Below are 16494 nucleotides of genomic sequence, written 5' to 3'. Positions count from 1 at the left end.
GTTAGTCTAGGTTTCCATGTGAATTTAGTATCTTAGCATTTCGCTTAGCCCACACCACACACACGAACAAAAAAACCACGGCCAAAGCTGCATTTTGGCCACTACCCCCACTAGCCCGGCCCTGTGCGCCTATCTATTTCCTTGAAAAAAACCCGCCTAACTTCTATGCAGAGGGCGTTCCATTTGCTATGCTATGATCCATATAAATATGATTATTAAGAGAGGTAGTGATCATGCATGAGCCATACAATCGCACCGTGCCCGATCATGGTTTCAGCAGCCTTGTGCAGTACGGCTCCCATGGGTCTCTTACACGATGGGTGCGTCCCGCTTTGTGCAGGCCATCAACCCAACAGGGGCCATCCCAAGGCAACCCTCTATGAGAGCAACGCACCCTAAGCCAAAAATATTAATCGTAGACGACAAACCTGCGAATTTAATGGCGCTGCGCCGATTACTAAAAAACACCCACGCCGAATTGATTGAAGCCGAATCGGGTAATGAAGCCTTGGGGCTTATGCTGGAACATGAGTTGGCGTTGATGCTGTTGGATGTGGATATGCCCGGTATGGATGGTTTTGAGGTCAGCCGCATGGCCAGTGGCTTGGACCGCACCAGCAATGTGCCGATCATTTTGATTACGGCAGCTTATAAGGACTATTCACACCGTATTAAAGGGTATCAAGCGGGGGCTATCGACTATATTGAAAAGCCTATTGATGACCGCATATTAAATGCCAAAGTTGCCATTTTTCTTAATCTTTACAATGCTCACAGAGAATCTGAACAGCTTCGTCAGGATTTAACCCTTAATCAAGAACGTTTGGAGTTGGCTTTAGAAGGTGCCAATGAAGGATTGTGGGATTGGAATATACTCAGCAACCAGGTCTACTATAGCCCCCGTTGGATCACCATGCTCGGCTATGCCACAAATGAGGTCAATCAAGATTTTAGCACATGGAAGACGCTTATTCATCCAGATGATTTTGAATCGGCATTGGCCTGTTTAGAGCGCCATTTTACCACGCCAGAGGAGCCCTATCGAGCCGAGTTTCGCATGCGCACCAAGCAGGGCGGTTGGTGCTGGATTCTGGCACGGGGCAAAGTGGTGGCGCGCACCGCCGATGGTCAACCCCACCGCATGGTGGGCGCCCATCAAGATATTAGCCAGCGCAAACAGTTAGAGGCTGACCTATTGGCCGCTAAAACGGAAGCCGAACAGGCCAACCAAGCCAAAAGCCGTTTTTTGGCCAATATGAGCCATGAGATCCGCACCCCCATGAATACCATTTTAGGTATGGGTGAGATATTGCTCAACGCACCCAATTTAACCCCTAAGCAGCACCGTTATTTGAGTATCTCTCAGCGAGCTGGGGATACTTTATTGGGGTTGATCAATGATATTTTGGATTTATCCAAAATTGAAGCGGGGGAACTTCACCTTGAACATACCCTTTTTGCGCTACATGATGAACTTAAGAGCCTCATTACCATGCTCCGCCCCATGGCACGGGATAAAGGGTTATCCATGCAGTGTGTCATTGATCCGCAACTCCCCACCCATGTGCATGGAGACCCGCAACGATTTCGCCAGATTGTGCTCAACCTATTGAGCAATGCCCTTAAGTTTACGGATCAAGGCAGTATTACCCTGCACGCCAAACCCATAGAGACCGGGCGCCTACAGTTTACGGTAAGCGACACCGGCATCGGCATGCCGGAACAGGTCATCACCAAAATTTTCCGCCCCTTTGTACAAGCCGAGGCCAACACCACCCGCCGCTTTGGTGGCACAGGCTTGGGGCTAAGTATCTGCCGTCAACTGGTCACAATGATGCACGGTGAGATCTATGCCAACAGCCAAGTTGGCGAGGGCAGCCAATTTATTTTTGAAATTGAGCTCCCTGCGGCCAATTCCGAGACGGTTAAACAAGAGCGGCTCTCTCCACCAACAAAACAAAATATCCCTATGCGGTTGCTTTTGGTGGATGATATGGAGGACAACCGGCTATTGGTTAAAGCCTTTTTAGAAGGCACCCCCCACCAAATTGTTGAGGCGGAGGATGGTCTGGACGCATTGGAAAAATCTCAACAAAGCCAATTTGACCTTATCCTCATGGATGGCATGATGCCCAAAATGGATGGTTTGGAAGCCACCCGCCGCATTCGCGCCAGGGAGAGCGAACATAACCTTACTCCTGTTACCATTGTCGCTTTAACCGCTAATGCCATGCCTCAGGATGTCGCCGACAGCCTCGCAGCGGGTAGCGACTACCATATGGCCAAACCCATACGTCGCGCCAAACTGTTGCAGTTACTGGCGAGCATTGCCAACGAACGGCGTCTCTTCTCCCATGAGGAAGTAAAACAGACCACCACCCTCACCTCTGTCGAGACCATTGCTGCGGACATTCTCGATGCATTAGCCAATGATGTCGGTTCAGGCTATCGGCAATCCATTTTGCGTTTCTACAGCACACTACCTGCTCGCGTGGCGCAGCTTACCGCGCACATAGGATCTGAAGCGGATAGCGTGCTTATCGAGGCACAAGGTCTCCAGCAGGATGCCTCCTATTTTGGTGCCCATAAACTTGCCCATTTATGTACGCAGATTGCCCAGATGGCCCGTACCAAGCAGCCAAGAGAGATGATCGCCAGCCTCTGCCCACTGTTGCAGCAGGCTTTGCAAACCATCGAACGCCGATTGACCAACGAGGGCTATTTTTAGGATGCTCACACCTTACCTGGATGGATAGCCCCTTCTATTTAAAATTTTGGTTAGGAAGCCACCGATGCCTGAGTTACCCACACCCCAACAAAGCCCCAGCGATCTTAGCCGCCGACGTTTTCTGCAAGGAACCGCCGCTACAGCGGCCAGCGGGGTGTTGGGTGCCCCCTATGTACAGGCGGCCAAACCTGTATTACGGGTTTTGGGCACCCATGTCACCTTGCGTGAACCCATACGCAAGCAGGCCGAGGCTGACCTGGGCTTTGCCATTGAGTTTCACCCAGGCGGTAGTGCGCGGGTCCAACAGCGTGCGGCATCGCGCCCGGAAAGTTTTGACATCTATGAGCAATGGTCCAACAGCATGAACATTCTTTGGCGGACCCAAGCCATACAGCCTCTTGATATACGACGCATAAATTATTGGCATGAGATCAACGACCTTAGCAAAACGGGACGCCTTACCGCCGAGGCCAATTTGGGGCTTGGGGATGCGCCGTATACCCTGTTATATGTCCAAGCCGATGGTACTTTAGGGGCCAAACCCACCGCTCAAATCAGTTTTCTCCCTTATGTCCACAATGTGGATGCCTTTGGCTATGACACCCGTACCATCCCCAAAGGTCGAGCCTATGAAACCGAAAGCTGGGGTTGGCTGTTGGATGAACGTTGGCGGGGCCGAGTTGCCATTGTCAACGAACCCACCATTGGTCTGTTTGATCTGGCTCTGGCGGTCCAAGCCAAAGGGATGATGCAGTTTGCCGATATAGGCAATATGACCGAGCAGGAGGTGGATCAACTGTTTAATATTTTGATCACCTATAAGCGGAATGGTCACTTTAGTGGTTTTTGGAATTCGGTACCCGAATCAGCCGAGATGATTGCCTCAGGGCAAGCGGTGATTGCCAGTATGTTTTCACCGGCAGTCGCCGACCTCAATGAACAGGGCATTCCCGCAGCCTATGCCGCGCCCAAAGAGGGCTACCGCGCTTGGCATGGTGTGATGTGCCTTTCGTCACAAACCCGTGGGCGTGTTGAGGATATGGCTTACGCTTACATGAATTGGTGGTTGTCGGGCTGGCCGGGTGCGTTTGTGGCCCGCCAGGGTTACTACATCTCCAACCCCCAACGCTCCCGCCCTCTACTTAGCCCCGCTGAGTGGAACTATTGGTATGAGGGCAAACCAGCCTCTGAGGATCTGCTTGGGCCAGAGGGCCATGTTGCGGTTCGCAAGGGTAGCGTTCGCAATGGCGGCTCATACTGGCACCGTTTTAGTCATGTCGCGGTATGGAACACGGTGATGAACACCTATGAATATAGCTTGCCGCGTTGGCATGAGTTTTTATTGTCTTAAAGCGATAACAAGTGACCTACGACGTTGGTTTACACTCTCTTGTGAGCGGAGCACACCCTATGTTCAGCATGCCTCGATCCTTTAGGCGCTCCATTGGCATCCGTATTTTATTGGGCTTTTCCCTGATCCTTGCACTTATTGTGGCCCAATCCATGGTCACCAATCTAAGCCTTGATCGGGCGATCTATCATTTCAAACAGTATGGACAAACCAACAGCCATCTTCGCGAAATCCTCACCCTAGAACGCAATGTACTGGATCTACACCGGGGTGTATTGGCTTACACCTATTCTGGTTATGAAGGTTTAGCCCATCGGGTTAAGGAGATGCAACAGACCATCTCCCGGCAAATGGACGAAGCCCGCAGCCGAGTTAAAGACCCTCAACGCGCCGCCCTATTGGCCCAGATGGATGCCCATTTTAAGCTCTATGCTGAAAATTTTGATACGGCGATTGAAGAGCGCTTATTGCGTGACAAAATGGCTTTTGAGCAGTTAGAGGATGGCGGCGATCAGGTATTACTGCGACTCAATGCCCTACACAGCCAATTGCTCAACAACCAAGATAGGCAAGGGGCCGAACGGGTTGATCATGCCCTTGTGCAACTGGCTTTGGTGCAGCGCAATGCCATGCGTTTTTTAATTAAACCCAATGCCCGTTTGGTGGCGAATACCAATCAACATCTCAAACAACTTAATCAAGAATTACTTGAACTTAGCAACCACAATAGCCCATTGATAGCCTCGACTCAATCTCAAGAACTTACCGAGTTAACCCAATCTTTTCAAAGAAACTTTAATAAAATGGTGCAAGCTTCGCGGGCTTACCTGCACCTGATTTATGTGGTAATGGGGGGCGAGGCTTCTCAGATCGCATATCTGGCCAATCGCTTAAAACAGCTCTCTGAACAGCAACAAGGGGTCGTGGAACAGCAGATGGACATTGCGGTTCACGAAACGCTGCAAATCACCCGTGGGGTATCGCTGTTAGGCATTATGTTAGGCATTTTTTTAGCGTGGCGCATTGGGCGCAACATCTCTCAGCCCATTCACGCCATGACTGTTGCCCTTACGGGGTTGGCCCGTGGCAAGCAAGATATTGAGATCCCTGGACGTGGCCGCAGTGATGAGATCGGTGCCATGGCCATGGCGGCGGACGTCTTTAAGGTCAAAGCCCATGAACTTGCCAATGCCAGCCGCTATAAGTCGGAATTTTTGGCCAACATGTCCCACGAGTTACGCACCCCGCTGAACAGTTTGCTGATCCTCGCTAAAATGCTCAGTAACAATGAAGAGGGCAATTTATCGGAAGACCAAGTGGAATCGGCCCAGGTTATCTATGAAAGTGGGCGCGATTTATTGCACTTAATTAATGATATTCTGGATCTATCCAAGGTGGAAGCCGGGCGCATGGATCTCTATGTCGAGAGCCGTCCTTTACAGGCATTGCCACAGATGCTTGAGCGCACCTTTAAACCCGTTGCCCAGCAAAAATCCCTGGCGTTTCATTGGAGCATCGCCGACGACCTGCCCAAAGAGTTGGCCACCGACTGGCCCAAAGCGGAACAGGTGGTGCGCAACTTTCTGTCTAACGCCTTTAAATTTACCGAGAGTGGTCATGTGACGGTCGCCATCCACAAGCCCCAAGCCCATCGTATCTTTATGAACAGTGATTTAACCCATAAAAACGCGCTTATGATCTCTGTAACCGATAGCGGCATCGGTATCGCAGAAGATAAACGCGAGCTTATTTTTGAAGCCTTTCGCCAAGCGGACGGCACCACCAGCCGCGCCTATGGTGGCACGGGGCTAGGGTTGACCATCTCCCGTAAATTTGCGGCGCTTCTGGGGGGCGAAATCCAGGTAGAGAGCGCTCCTGGCAAAGGCTCTTGTTTTACGCTTATCCTTCCTCTGGAGAGCCCAAACCTGGAACACCAAGCAGGGAGGGGGGAGCAGATGGAACCAGAAAACCCCCTAAGCCCCAGTGAACAGGTGGAGGCCATCACTCACTTTAGATCCCACACCACCACCCTGTTGGTAGTGGATGATGACCGGCGCAATGTGTTTGCGCTTAAAAAAATGTTGGAAGATCGGGTGGGGTTGGTGCTCAGCGCTTATAATGGCAAACAGGCGTTGGATGTACTGAGCCAACACCCCGAAGTCGACCTAGTGTTTATGGATATTATGATGCCGGAGATGGACGGATATGCGGCCATTGAGGCCATTCGCCGGCAGCCCCACCTTCAACACCTGCCCATACTGGCGCTTACCGCACGCGCGATGCCTGGGGACCGGGAGCTCTGCCTTAGCCACGGTGCCAATGGTTATCTCTCCAAACCGGTAGAGAGCGATGCTCTGTTCCAAGCGCTTATCACTTGGCTTGCCCCCAACCCAGAGCAAGCCAAACCTGACACCAAACCCATAAAATCGTTCACTAACACACTCTCACATAGGCAACGCCCTGACGAAAACGAACCTGAAAGTACCGAACAGGTTGCACCGTTAGGTACCCCCCCCATTCAGATTTTGATTGTCGATGATGATATGCGGAATACCTTCTCTTTGGCGCATAGCTTACAAAAGCGGGCCGATAAGGTGTTTATTGCCCGGGATGGGGAGAAGGCGATTGCGGAACTGGAGAAGCACCCTCAAATCAACTGCGTGCTTATGGATATCATGATGCCCCATATGGATGGTTATGAGGCGATGCGGCGCATACGGCAGGATCAACGTTTTGCCCAACTCCCCATCATCGCCCTGACCGCCAAGGCTATGGAGGAAGATCGACAACAATGTCTAGCTGCTGGGGCGAGTGACTATTTATGCAAACCCGTTGCCCTAGATAAGCTTATGGATAGCATGCGCACCCTCATTGCTAACCAGCAGCAAGAATAATGGCGGAAGGAAAGATCACCCCATCGACACGGGCAACATGGGCGACAAGTGCCCCCGTGGTTAGAGGGCTGTTGCCAACACCTGGGCACACTCGGCATAACCATGCTGGTGCAGATGGGCGATTTTTTCGGACATGGGCAGGGCTAAAAAGCCATCCCAATCCATACCCACGGCTTGGCAAAGGTTAAAAGCCTCTTCATAACCAATGATCATCATGGGTACCGTAAAATCCCCCTCAAAGTCCCAATCTTTGGCCAATTCATGCAGGGCCACCAGCTGGGGTGTGGTGGGGTTCAATGCATGCAAAGAGCCATCCAGATTAAACGCCACCACGGGTTCATAGCACCACCCCTGCTGCTGTAAAGTCGCCCGCGCCTCGGCCACCACTGTCGCGGCAGGGGCTTGACCACCCGCGATTATCTTTAGCTCATCGTAGGGCAGATCGACACGTTCCATGACACGCCTCCTAAACAGCCTTGAACAAAAACGGGGGTCCATACAGACCCCCGCTCTTTGAAGAGACCCTTATCTTAGATCGCCCCACCTGCTTCGGCAATTTCACAAATGTGGCTTTTTACTTCGGTAAAGGGCATAAGATTGGCTTTTGGCTTATAATCTTTTGCACCATCGTACATGGTGATCATTTTATCTTCGGCGGAGAGACCTTTAAAATCGCCCTTCTCAAGATAGAACAGGTCCATCAATTCGTTCCACACCATGGCCCGCTCTTGGCCTAACAGCACATATTTTTTGCCTTCCAGCTCGACCATGTACTCGCCACGCAGGTTGAGTACAAAGAAGATGGGGGTGCACTCCGCGCCCAAATCTTTGCCATATTTTTCAACAAAGATCGGTAGCTGCTCCACCATACGCAGACAACCACTGACCAATTTAATTTTGGTGGCATCGGCCAGCATAACCGCTTGACCCAAAACAGCTTTTGCAGCCAATTTTTTACCAGACAGCTCGTGGTACTCACCTTCAATTAGCACCAAGTCCCCGCGAAAGGCCATGTTCTCGCCATCCGCCGTTTTACCATAGACATTGGTGGTCATCAGCAGTTCATTCTTCTCGTACGTTTCCAGCAGCATAGCCGCACCTCCTCGTAATTAAGTTAGTTCTCCTGCCCCCCATAAAGCATGGCCTGTGCCAGCCTGGAAGAATAACATAACATATTGATATTTTTATTATATTACACACATACACAGGATCACACTGTTTGTCGCAAACCCAACAAACAGGGGTTGCATGTCGAAGGCAGAACACGCCATCAACCGCACAGTTGCTCGATCAAGGTTGTCAAATGCGGCCCGATCTGCACAGGATAAGGGGTGCTGGCCTGCGTTAGACCCAACAGCTCATCGGGGAGTTGCCGCAGCTGTTCGGCGCAGCGCTCACGCGCCTCGGCGAGGGGATTGGCAGGGCGGTTGACACGCTTGCCATCCACCATAACCCGCTGTAACAGGGGGGTTCCGCTGGCTTGGGCATCGCGCAACTCAATACAGTCGTGGCTAAAACGTCCATCCTGTTGATGTCGATAGAGCTGTTTAAAGCCGGGCAGAGAACGCTTACCGGTGGCTTTTTTCATAACCGGGCGCCCCCCGTAGACGGCGCATTTATAGACACAGGAGGTTGCCGGAAGATCTTCGGAGACCCACAGTGAGGTACCCACCGCATAGGCATCAATGGGCGCGCCACTGGCCTCTAGTTGAGCCACTGAGTGTTCATCCAACCCACCGGAAACATAGATTTTCATCTGTAACAAACCCGCTTCGTCCAACATCTGGCGGGCGCTTTTGGCCAGAGCCACCAGATCGCCCGAATCCAGTCGGATGGCGCGAATGCGAAACGCTGTCCCCAGCTCCTTCGCTAAGGCGATCACGTGACGCACCCCTTGTAGGGTATCGTAGGTATCCACCAACAAGGCCCCCTCCGGATAGAGCGCGGCATAGGCTCGAAAAGCGCTCAATTCATCCCCATGGGCCTGCACAAAGGCGTGGGCCATGGTGCCAGAGACCGGAATCTGCCAACGCCGCCCCGCTTCCACATTGGAGGTTAAAGAGGCCCCCGCCAAATAGGCGCTGCGGCTGGCCTTTAAGCCGGCATCCATACCGTGGGTGCGGCGCAAGGCGAACTCCATAAAGGGCTTGCCCTGACAGGCTTGGGTCACACGGGCGGCCTTACTGGCCACCAATGTCTGGAAATGCAGCTGGTTCATCACCGCCGTTTCCACCAACTGAGCCTGGGGTAACGGGGCCTCAATCAGCAGCATCGGGGCAGGAGGGAAAAACAGCGTACCCTCGGCCAAGGCGTGTACGGTACCGGTAAAACGAAAATCCTGTAACCAGCTTAGAAAATCATCGCCAAACAGCCCAAGGGTGCTTAAATAGGCCAAATCCTGCGCCGTAAAATGCAGACTTTCCAGCAGCTCCAGCACACTTTCCAACCCGGCCATAACCAGATAGTTACGGCATCCGGGCAGGCTGCGCATGCCAAAATCATAGATGGCGCTCTGCGCCATCCCCTCTTTCCAATAACTCTGTAACATGGTTAGCTGGTAGAGATCGGTCAGCAGGGCCGGGGTCTGTTCCACCGCCGTCGAATGGTTCATGGATTGGCCTCAACCATCAACACCCCAGCCTGTTTTAAGGCATGTAGGGCGCGGTGACCATCCTCAGGGTGCAGATTGACCGCACGGGTAGCCGCGGTAATCAGATTCACCGTGTAACCCGCCGCCACCCCATCCAACGCCGTGGCTTTAACACAATAGTCCAAGGCCAAGCCACACACCCATAACCGCTGAATGCCGCGCTGTTGCAGCAGCTCAGCCAACCCCTCCGCCCCAAAGGCCGAGTAGCTGTCTTGATTCTGCTCCGTGCCTTTGCTTACCACCACCGCCGACTCGGGCAGCCGAAGATCCCCATGCAGCGCCGCCCCTGGCTGCTGCTGCACGCAGTGTACTGGCCACAGCGACGCAAAACTCACATGGTCTGCTGGATGCCAATCCCGGGAGGCAATAATGCTACCCCCCGCCGCCGCTATGGCCTCAATCCACTGGTTGATCACCGGCACCACCTGCTCCCCATCCGGTACCGCCAACGCCCCACCAGGGCAAAAATCGTTTTGTACATCCACGATCAACAGCGCATCGGCCTCGTTAAAGGCAGTCATGGTCAACCCCCCTGGTTTACGGTCACACAGATCATCAGCCTTAGACAACTCACCCATCGCCCCTTACCAGAGCCCTGCCAAGGGGCGCTTAGCACTGCCTTAAGGGCCCCCCTTACGCGACCTTAGCCTGAAGCACCGTGTTGGTCCGGATCAATGCCACAGCCTGCGCCTCACAGGCACGCACCACCTCAGCATCCAACGCCTTAAACCAAGCTTTGGGCAAGCCGGGTAGACCATACAACGCCCCTGCCACCATACCCGCAATGGCACCAGTGGTATCGGCGTCACCCCCACGGTTCACCACATCAATCAGGCAACTTTCAAAGCTATCGGTGCTAAACAGCGAGAAAAAGACGGCCCTCAGTGTATCCACAATAAAACCATCGGGATTACTGGGCTCACGCTTGCGACGGTAGGTGAAGGTTTTATGTTCATTGATCAAGCGCTGCACTGGACCAGTGCTCATATCTGCCAAGCTACCGCCGTGTAGCGCAATATGCAGCATGCGGTTAATACACTCGGTACCGGCATCGGCCAACGGGTGGTTGTGGGTAATGTGCGACTGCATGCGTGATGCCTGCACCATCTCTTCATCGGCCATGCCTAGGGTAGCCAACGCCAAGGGTAGCGTACGCATACAAGTACCATTCCCCCCATCAAACTCACCCTCCGGCACCATGACCTGACCGCTCTGACGATGTTGCCGAAAATGGACAATGCCCCGGCGTACCGTATTGCCACAATCCACCGGCTTGCTCTGCATCCAGCGATCAAAGGCATCGCCAATGGCAATGGGATCAAATTTCCCGGACCGTTCTAAAATCGCTTCACCCAAGGCCAAGGCCATGGTGGTATCATCCGTTACCTGCCCCTTTTTAAGATGCAGCCAACCACCGCCGATTATTTGGTCATGCCTGCCATATTTAGCCTTAATCTCAGCAGGCATCATAAACTCAACCGTTGCGCCGAGGGCATCACCCATCGCCATGCCCCAATAGGCCGCCACGGCGCGGGCCTCAATCTCCGTTGCGGCCAGTCGGGATGTTACATTTCTGGACCAAAGCATAAGGCATAATCTCCACACACCGCGCAGGACGGGGCACGGCAGGTGTAGACCCCCTCTTGCTCGCATAACTGCTTATAGAAAAAGCGTTTCCACTTCATATTCCGGTCATTTTTGGCCGACAACCGTGGAAAATTGGTCAAAATCAACGACGACAGCCGCTGCCGGGACCATAATCCCAAATCTTCCCATAGATGGTTGTGACCCAAACAACCCGCCGCCAAGATGTGCGCCATAGCATCCCCTTGCCCCCCCGGCAAACTGTGGTCGGCATGGCTTCCCAGCAACTCCAACAGCTCGTCAATCTCATCTTGACGGCTACGATCCACCGGCGTCTGCCAACCCAGTGCATCGCACAAATGCCCTTCCAGCCCCGGAAAATGGGCCGCCATCAATGCTTCAAAATCCGCTTGATTCAACCCCAGATAGCGCGGCATCGCACCACTGTTGGCCGAGGCACTGCTGAGCATCTCCAACAAATACCCCCCATTGGGCAGGCCCGCGTGGTGCAATTTAAGGCGGCTTAACAGCGGTGACATCCCCATACCAAAGGGTGCGGTGCCTTCCATGGTTTGCTGCATTGCGATGTAAGCCATCGTTCCCCCCTACAACGCCTCGACACGACATGCTTCGGCGGCATGCCCTTTGGGACAACTTTCCAAATCTAACGGTTTACCCGTGGGTTGCGGCCCCTTTTTTAAACCGATCCAGTGATCCACCTCTTCGGGCTCAAAGCCACTCATATAACCGCCGCCACTCTTCATCAAAGGACGACGAATTAACAGTGGATCGCTCAACATCGCTTGCAAGGCGCTCTTTTCGGTAAAGCTGTAGGGCACCACCTCGCCACTCTTAATTTTAGGGGCGCTACGATTGAACCACTCTTTGACCGGCTTTTTACCAAAATAGGGGCGCAGCGTGGCGGCCTGCCAAGTTTCTGTAAGCAGATTACGCACCTCCAGCGTATGACCAGAGGCCTCTAACATCGCCTTTTGTAGACGACCGTTTAAACAGCCGGGCTTTTCGTAAAAGATGATGTGCGCCATGCTTATCTCCCCACACTCAAAGGTGTAACCCAGCCCCTTGCTCAAACGCCAACCGCACCTCGGCGGGAACACCTGTGAGGCTACCCACCGGGTTAATAGGGGCACCAAAGCTGTTTAAAATCGCCTCTTCCACCGGGCAAATGGCCGCACATTGATAATCGGCATAATGACCGTCACACTCGCTACACGCATCGGCTTTAATCAAAAAGTGGGGGCTTGCCGCCACAATCGCATCGCTGGGGCAAACCGTTTCACACGCCCAGCAGTTGACACACTTCTCGGTAATGCTCAGGGCCATTTTGCCTCTCCTTAACGGACACAAGCCACGCCGCTGGCGCTCGCTTCGGGCTGTTCAGCACAGTAGCTCATCAGCGCATTTTCAATCGCTTCACCCGCAAAACGGTTGATCGGTTGAATCCCCTGCTGCTCCAACGATTGCCAGGGCATAAAACCGATGCGCTCACACAAGATTGCCTCACAATCGGTCAACGTTTTAAGCGCTAATGAGAGTGCGCTCTCTTTATCCCCACAATGATCATCGCCAAAGCAATATTGCTGGGCGTTGCGCTCTTCCACAAAAGTCACCCCATGCGGGCTGGCGTCGTAGACCAAAAAACGCTCGGCATGGCCAAAATGCTGATCCAGATGGGTCCCACTCTTAGAGGTCACCGCCAGACGCCGTGTAACCGCCCCTTTAACCCTGCGTGGCTCATGGGTGGCCTCTTCATTGGCCGCAGGGGTGCGCTCGCTCACCGAACTGCTGGAAAGCTGAATGGGAATGATATTTTTCGCCGCTGGGGCAAAAAAAGGCGCAGATGGTGCAATTTTATCCATGGTGAATTCCGCATTGCGATCTTCACCCAACATACCCACCGCATCGGCCCGGCACTGGCGGCAATGGGTCATGAGCTCCACATCTCCAGCGCAACGCGCCCGCAATGCCTCAAGCTCACCATCTTCAGGATTGCGCTGCCCCATCAAACCAAAGTAGGTGCCATGCTCCGGCGCGGAGATCAACGGCATGATGTTGTGTAAGAAGGCACCCTTCTCACTCACCACTTTATTGACCTCCAGCAGATGATCCTCATTCATGCCGGGGATCATCACCGAATTAACCTTAACCAACACACCACGCTCCACCAGCATCTCCAGCCCTTTGAACTGGTTTCTAATCAGAATCGCGGCTGCTTTTTTACCCCGGATACGCCGGTTATTGTGGAAAATCCAAGGATAAACCTTAGCCCCCACCTCAGGATCCAGCGCATTGATGGTAATGGTAACGTGGTGCACGTTTAACGCTTTAATCCGCTCCACATGCTGTGGCAAGGTCAAGCCGTTGGTAGAGAGACAGAGCTGAAGCTCAGGAAACTCTGCCGCAATCCGCTCACAGGTCTCAAAGGTGCGCGCAGGATTGGCCAAGGGGTCACCAGGACCCGCAATACCCACCACCGTAAGTTGGGGAATTTTGGCTTTAACCGCCCTCACCTTTTCCACCGCCTGTTGCGGAGTGAGCAGCTCAGAAACCACACCAGGGCGTGATTCATTGGCGCAGTCATACTTACGGTTGCAATAGTTGCATTGGATATTGCAGGCGGGGGCCACCGCCAAGTGCATACGCGCATATTTGTGGTGGGCATCCTTGGAGAAACAAGGATGAGTATCCACCGATGGTCCGCTTTGGCCCGATGAGCAGGATGCAGACATATTCAGCCTCCCGGTTGGTGTTCGGTACAATCACTCTACCCCTCTCTATGGCAAGCAACGGACCAACCGGAAAACATTTTTATCTAATTGTATTTATTAATTTTTCTTAATCATTTCCATTGTATCATGCCTGACAATGAAAAAGGCTTTTGTCGCCTCTACGACAAAGTATGTCGCATGGAGAGCAGACAATCCGTACTCTTTTGCTCCTCCCTGCAAGCCCTACCAAGGGGGGCACCTAGCCACCCGTGTTAGATCCCACCCCCCACGAAGGGGGATGGGATCTGCACCTGTGCAAAGTGCCCCTAGGGATTGGCTTACTTCGTTTTAAACTGCTCGGCCCCATTCCAATCCTCGGGCGGAGGATTCTCTTTAAAGTGCTGACAACGGGCCTGGAACAGCGTAACCAATTTATCGTCGTTGCGTTGGGCCGTCATCGCCTCCATGAGCATTAAGGCCTCATCCCAGCGGCGTGCGCGATAGTGGGCGTAGACCTGCTCCCACTGCGCACACCACGCAATTTGCGTCGCGTCCACCATTAGATTGGCGGGGCCCTCTAACATCCCCAACAGTTCATACACGGGAGTGGTCTGGATGGCCCCCTTGGGCACCACCACATCCACAGAGCGGAACAGAAACCCTTGCCCAGCCCCCCGTTTGACATCCTCACTCACCAAAATTTGGGTGCCATAATATTTGTTCAACCCCTCCAAGCGGGCCGCCAGGTTGACCGAGGCCCCAATGGCGGTATAGTTCATCCGGTCCGACGAACCCACATTGCCAACCACCACCGTGCCGGTGTGCATGCCAAAGCGGGTGTACATCTCCACCTGCCCCGCCTCGCGCCACACTTTATTCTGTTGGTTGCTCTTATAGCGCCCTTCCAGCGCGGCCATACAGCCCAGCCGAACATGATCGGGCTGGTCTAGCGGGGCATTCCAAAAGGCCATGACGGCATCACCAATATATTTATCAATGGTGCCTTTATAGTCCAAAATGGTGCTACCAAGGGATTGAAAATAGGCGGTTAGAGCGGTGATCAGCTCTTGTGCTTCAACCTTTTCTGATATGGTTGTAAAGTCTGCAACATCGGTAAACAGTAGTGTGACCTCTTTGCTCTCCCCACCCAATTGAATCTGCTGCTGGGATTGAATCAACTGTTTGACCAAACTCTTGGGTACATATTGACCAAAGATGCGCAAGGCTGTTTTCATGGTCTCCATCGACTCGCCCAAGCGACTCAACTCGGTAATATGGGAGGAGAATTTAAAGGGCAGATCCAATTGAAACTGACGAATATGGTCGGTCTCCTGGGCCAACAACTGAATCGCTTCCGAAAAACGTCGGGAGATCAGAAAGACCAACAGCAAGGCGATGGTGGTACCAAACAGCGAGAGAATCAGGCTATAGGTCCTTACCTCAAGCACCGCCCCCAGCAGCTCATCCACCGGTGCCACATGGGCTAAAAACTCCGTTTCACTATATTTACTGGGTATCCGTGTCACCATGCGCACATAGTCACGCCCACCCAGCGTGAAAAAGGCGTGCCCAAAGGTGCCCCCTTGATGGATGGCCTCCACCACAGCCCCCACCTCGGGAAACGGCAGCTCCTGTACATTGGTAAACCGCACCCTATCTTTACCGCCAACAGGATCTTTTTCTGTTACGGTGCCATAACGATCATCGGGAAACACGGTAATCTGTTTTTTATCGTTAAAGAAGAAAGACTTGCTTGACAAACTGAAGCGGTTCATCCGTAAGAAACGCGCCAGCTCGGCCATGGGCAGATCCAAGCCAATGACACTTTTTTTATCACCCGATAACTGCCGCGAGATGGTTAAACCCGCCACATGGGGATGGGCATATAGGTATAACCCCGAGTTGACCGCACGATCCTGCTGCATCGCCTTACCATACCAAGGGCGCAACCGTGGATCATAGTTGGTTTGGATCGCCTCAGCCTTAGCCACCGGTTCATACTGCTTGTCGAGAAAGAGCCATTGCTCGGTAACGGCAGCCCCAACTTTGTCACGTGCTGGAAGAATCAACAAGCCATACGCCGCATTGTCTGGCGCACCCAGAAATTGGCGAAATTCTGGTTCGTTATAGAGCCGTGTGACTTGGTGAAACGAGCCATCCTCAAACCCCTGATAGGCCAGCAAAAAACGGGGATAGGCATCCAACGTCTTGAGCAAGGTGCGCGTGGCCGGGTGCTCCAGTGTGCGCGGAGCCCCATCCATCAGTTCGGCGCTGCCGGTCATGGCCTCGGCCAACACATAAGCCGGATCCATAATTTGGCGATATTGACCAAAAATAATATCGTTGTTTTTGGTAATGATATTCTCCGCCGTATCCAAGGCTTGCTGAGAACTCCTACTGTAGTTAAACCAGGTTAACCAACCCGATAGTCCCAGCGTAATGGCCAACAACAGGCTCATCATGGTTACGCGAATGGGAAAAGTTAGCGGCTTTTTCTTTTTGGTATCCTGCACGACACCCTCCTCTAGACATGGATGACTGAACGGCACGCGCCCCAG

Annotated in this window: 13 protein-coding genes; 3 read left to right on the top strand and 10 right to left on the bottom strand. The window is 53.0% G+C overall.

The annotated features are described in order from the left end of the window. Nucleotides 1-379: 379 nt before the first annotated feature. The 3 genes from MMC1_RS06210 to MMC1_RS19710 all read left to right on the top strand — a co-directional run bounded on the left by MMC1_RS06210 (nt 380) and on the right by MMC1_RS19710 (nt 6973). On the top strand, nt 380-2728 hold the full coding sequence (locus MMC1_RS06210; protein ID WP_160162669.1) for a hybrid sensor histidine kinase/response regulator: 2349 nt from the start codon (nt 380-382) through the stop codon (nt 2726-2728). 64 nt (nt 2729-2792) lie between these two features. Then, a complete protein-coding gene (locus MMC1_RS06205; RefSeq protein WP_011712882.1) occupies nt 2793-4079 on the top strand; it encodes an ABC transporter substrate-binding protein in 1287 nt (428 codons plus the stop codon). A gap of 59 nt (nt 4080-4138) precedes the next feature. Next, the gene (locus tag MMC1_RS19710) at nt 4139-6973 is read left to right on the top strand and encodes a response regulator (RefSeq protein ID WP_011712881.1); all 2835 of its coding nucleotides are present in this window, start codon (nt 4139-4141) and stop codon (nt 6971-6973) included. Between the two features lie 60 nt (nt 6974-7033). On the opposite strand, the gene MMC1_RS06195 is transcribed toward MMC1_RS19710, so the two are convergent. The 10 genes from MMC1_RS06195 to MMC1_RS06150 form a co-directional block, all read right to left on the bottom strand. Next, nucleotides 7034-7429: a hypothetical protein gene (locus tag MMC1_RS06195; RefSeq protein ID WP_041640892.1), complete on the bottom strand. Its 396-nt coding sequence runs from the start codon at nt 7427-7429 to the stop codon at nt 7034-7036. 74 nt (nt 7430-7503) lie between these two features. Next, nucleotides 7504-8064, bottom strand: coding sequence for a hypothetical protein (locus MMC1_RS06190; RefSeq protein ID WP_011712879.1), 561 nt, complete (start codon nt 8062-8064; stop codon nt 7504-7506). Nucleotides 8065-8243: 179 nt separating this feature from the next. Further along, nucleotides 8244-9584: a nicotinate phosphoribosyltransferase gene (gene pncB / locus MMC1_RS06185; protein ID WP_011712878.1), complete on the bottom strand. Its 1341-nt coding sequence runs from the start codon at nt 9582-9584 to the stop codon at nt 8244-8246. After that, complete coding sequence (locus MMC1_RS06180; protein ID WP_041642055.1) at nt 9581-10144, bottom strand: nicotinamidase; 564 nt, start codon at nt 10142-10144, stop codon at nt 9581-9583. The genes pncB and MMC1_RS06180 overlap by 4 nt, the downstream gene beginning before the upstream one ends. Nucleotides 10145-10256: 112 nt before the next feature. After that, a complete protein-coding gene (gene draG / locus MMC1_RS06175; protein ID WP_011712876.1) occupies nt 10257-11210 on the bottom strand; it encodes an ADP-ribosyl-[dinitrogen reductase] hydrolase in 954 nt (317 codons plus the stop codon). Then, nucleotides 11189-11803: a nitrogen fixation protein NifQ gene (locus tag MMC1_RS06170; RefSeq protein ID WP_011712875.1), complete on the bottom strand. Its 615-nt coding sequence runs from the start codon at nt 11801-11803 to the stop codon at nt 11189-11191. Before MMC1_RS06170 ends, draG begins: the two co-directional genes overlap by 22 nt. A 9-nt stretch (nt 11804-11812) precedes the next feature. Next, nucleotides 11813-12253 carry an ArsC/Spx/MgsR family protein gene (locus MMC1_RS06165; RefSeq protein ID WP_011712874.1) on the bottom strand — a complete coding sequence of 147 codons (441 nt, stop codon included), beginning with the start codon at nt 12251-12253 and terminating at the stop codon, nt 11813-11815. Between the two features lie 16 nt (nt 12254-12269). Then, entirely contained in the window at nt 12270-12551 is a 282-nt protein-coding gene (locus tag MMC1_RS06160; RefSeq protein ID WP_011712873.1) for a 4Fe-4S binding protein, read from the bottom strand. Nucleotides 12552-12562: 11 nt separating this feature from the next. Next, nucleotides 12563-13957: a nitrogenase cofactor biosynthesis protein NifB gene (nifB, locus tag MMC1_RS06155; RefSeq protein ID WP_011712872.1), complete on the bottom strand. Its 1395-nt coding sequence runs from the start codon at nt 13955-13957 to the stop codon at nt 12563-12565. A gap of 317 nt (nt 13958-14274) precedes the next feature. After that, nucleotides 14275-16449: an adenylate/guanylate cyclase domain-containing protein gene (locus MMC1_RS06150; protein ID WP_011712871.1), complete on the bottom strand. Its 2175-nt coding sequence runs from the start codon at nt 16447-16449 to the stop codon at nt 14275-14277. Between the last annotated feature and the right edge of the window lie 45 nt (nt 16450-16494).

It is taken from the genome of Magnetococcus marinus MC-1, assembly GCF_000014865.1.
Taxonomy (GTDB): Bacteria; Pseudomonadota; Magnetococcia; order Magnetococcales; family Magnetococcaceae; genus Magnetococcus; species Magnetococcus marinus.
Note: the sequence above shows the minus strand (reverse complement) of the source record. Positions and strands in the feature narration are given on the sequence as shown.

Coding starts and splice junctions, on each gene's coding strand:
- MMC1_RS06210 (WP_160162669.1), top strand. CDS start 380: ATGAGAGCAACGCACCCTAAGCCAAAAATATTAATCGTAGACGACAAA.
- MMC1_RS06205 (WP_011712882.1), top strand. CDS start 2,793: ATGCCTGAGTTACCCACACCCCAACAAAGCCCCAGCGATCTTAGCCGC.
- MMC1_RS19710 (WP_011712881.1), top strand. CDS start 4,139: ATGTTCAGCATGCCTCGATCCTTTAGGCGCTCCATTGGCATCCGTATT.
- MMC1_RS06195 (WP_041640892.1), bottom strand. CDS start 7,429: ATGGAACGTGTCGATCTGCCCTACGATGAGCTAAAGATAATCGCGGGT.
- MMC1_RS06190 (WP_011712879.1), bottom strand. CDS start 8,064: ATGCTGCTGGAAACGTACGAGAAGAATGAACTGCTGATGACCACCAAT.
- pncB (WP_011712878.1), bottom strand. CDS start 9,584: ATGAACCATTCGACGGCGGTGGAACAGACCCCGGCCCTGCTGACCGAT.
- MMC1_RS06180 (WP_041642055.1), bottom strand. CDS start 10,144: ATGACTGCCTTTAACGAGGCCGATGCGCTGTTGATCGTGGATGTACAA.
- draG (WP_011712876.1), bottom strand. CDS start 11,210: ATGCTTTGGTCCAGAAATGTAACATCCCGACTGGCCGCAACGGAGATT.
- MMC1_RS06170 (WP_011712875.1), bottom strand. CDS start 11,803: ATGGCTTACATCGCAATGCAGCAAACCATGGAAGGCACCGCACCCTTT.
- MMC1_RS06165 (WP_011712874.1), bottom strand. CDS start 12,253: ATGGCGCACATCATCTTTTACGAAAAGCCCGGCTGTTTAAACGGTCGT.
- MMC1_RS06160 (WP_011712873.1), bottom strand. CDS start 12,551: ATGGCCCTGAGCATTACCGAGAAGTGTGTCAACTGCTGGGCGTGTGAA.
- nifB (WP_011712872.1), bottom strand. CDS start 13,957: ATGTCTGCATCCTGCTCATCGGGCCAAAGCGGACCATCGGTGGATACT.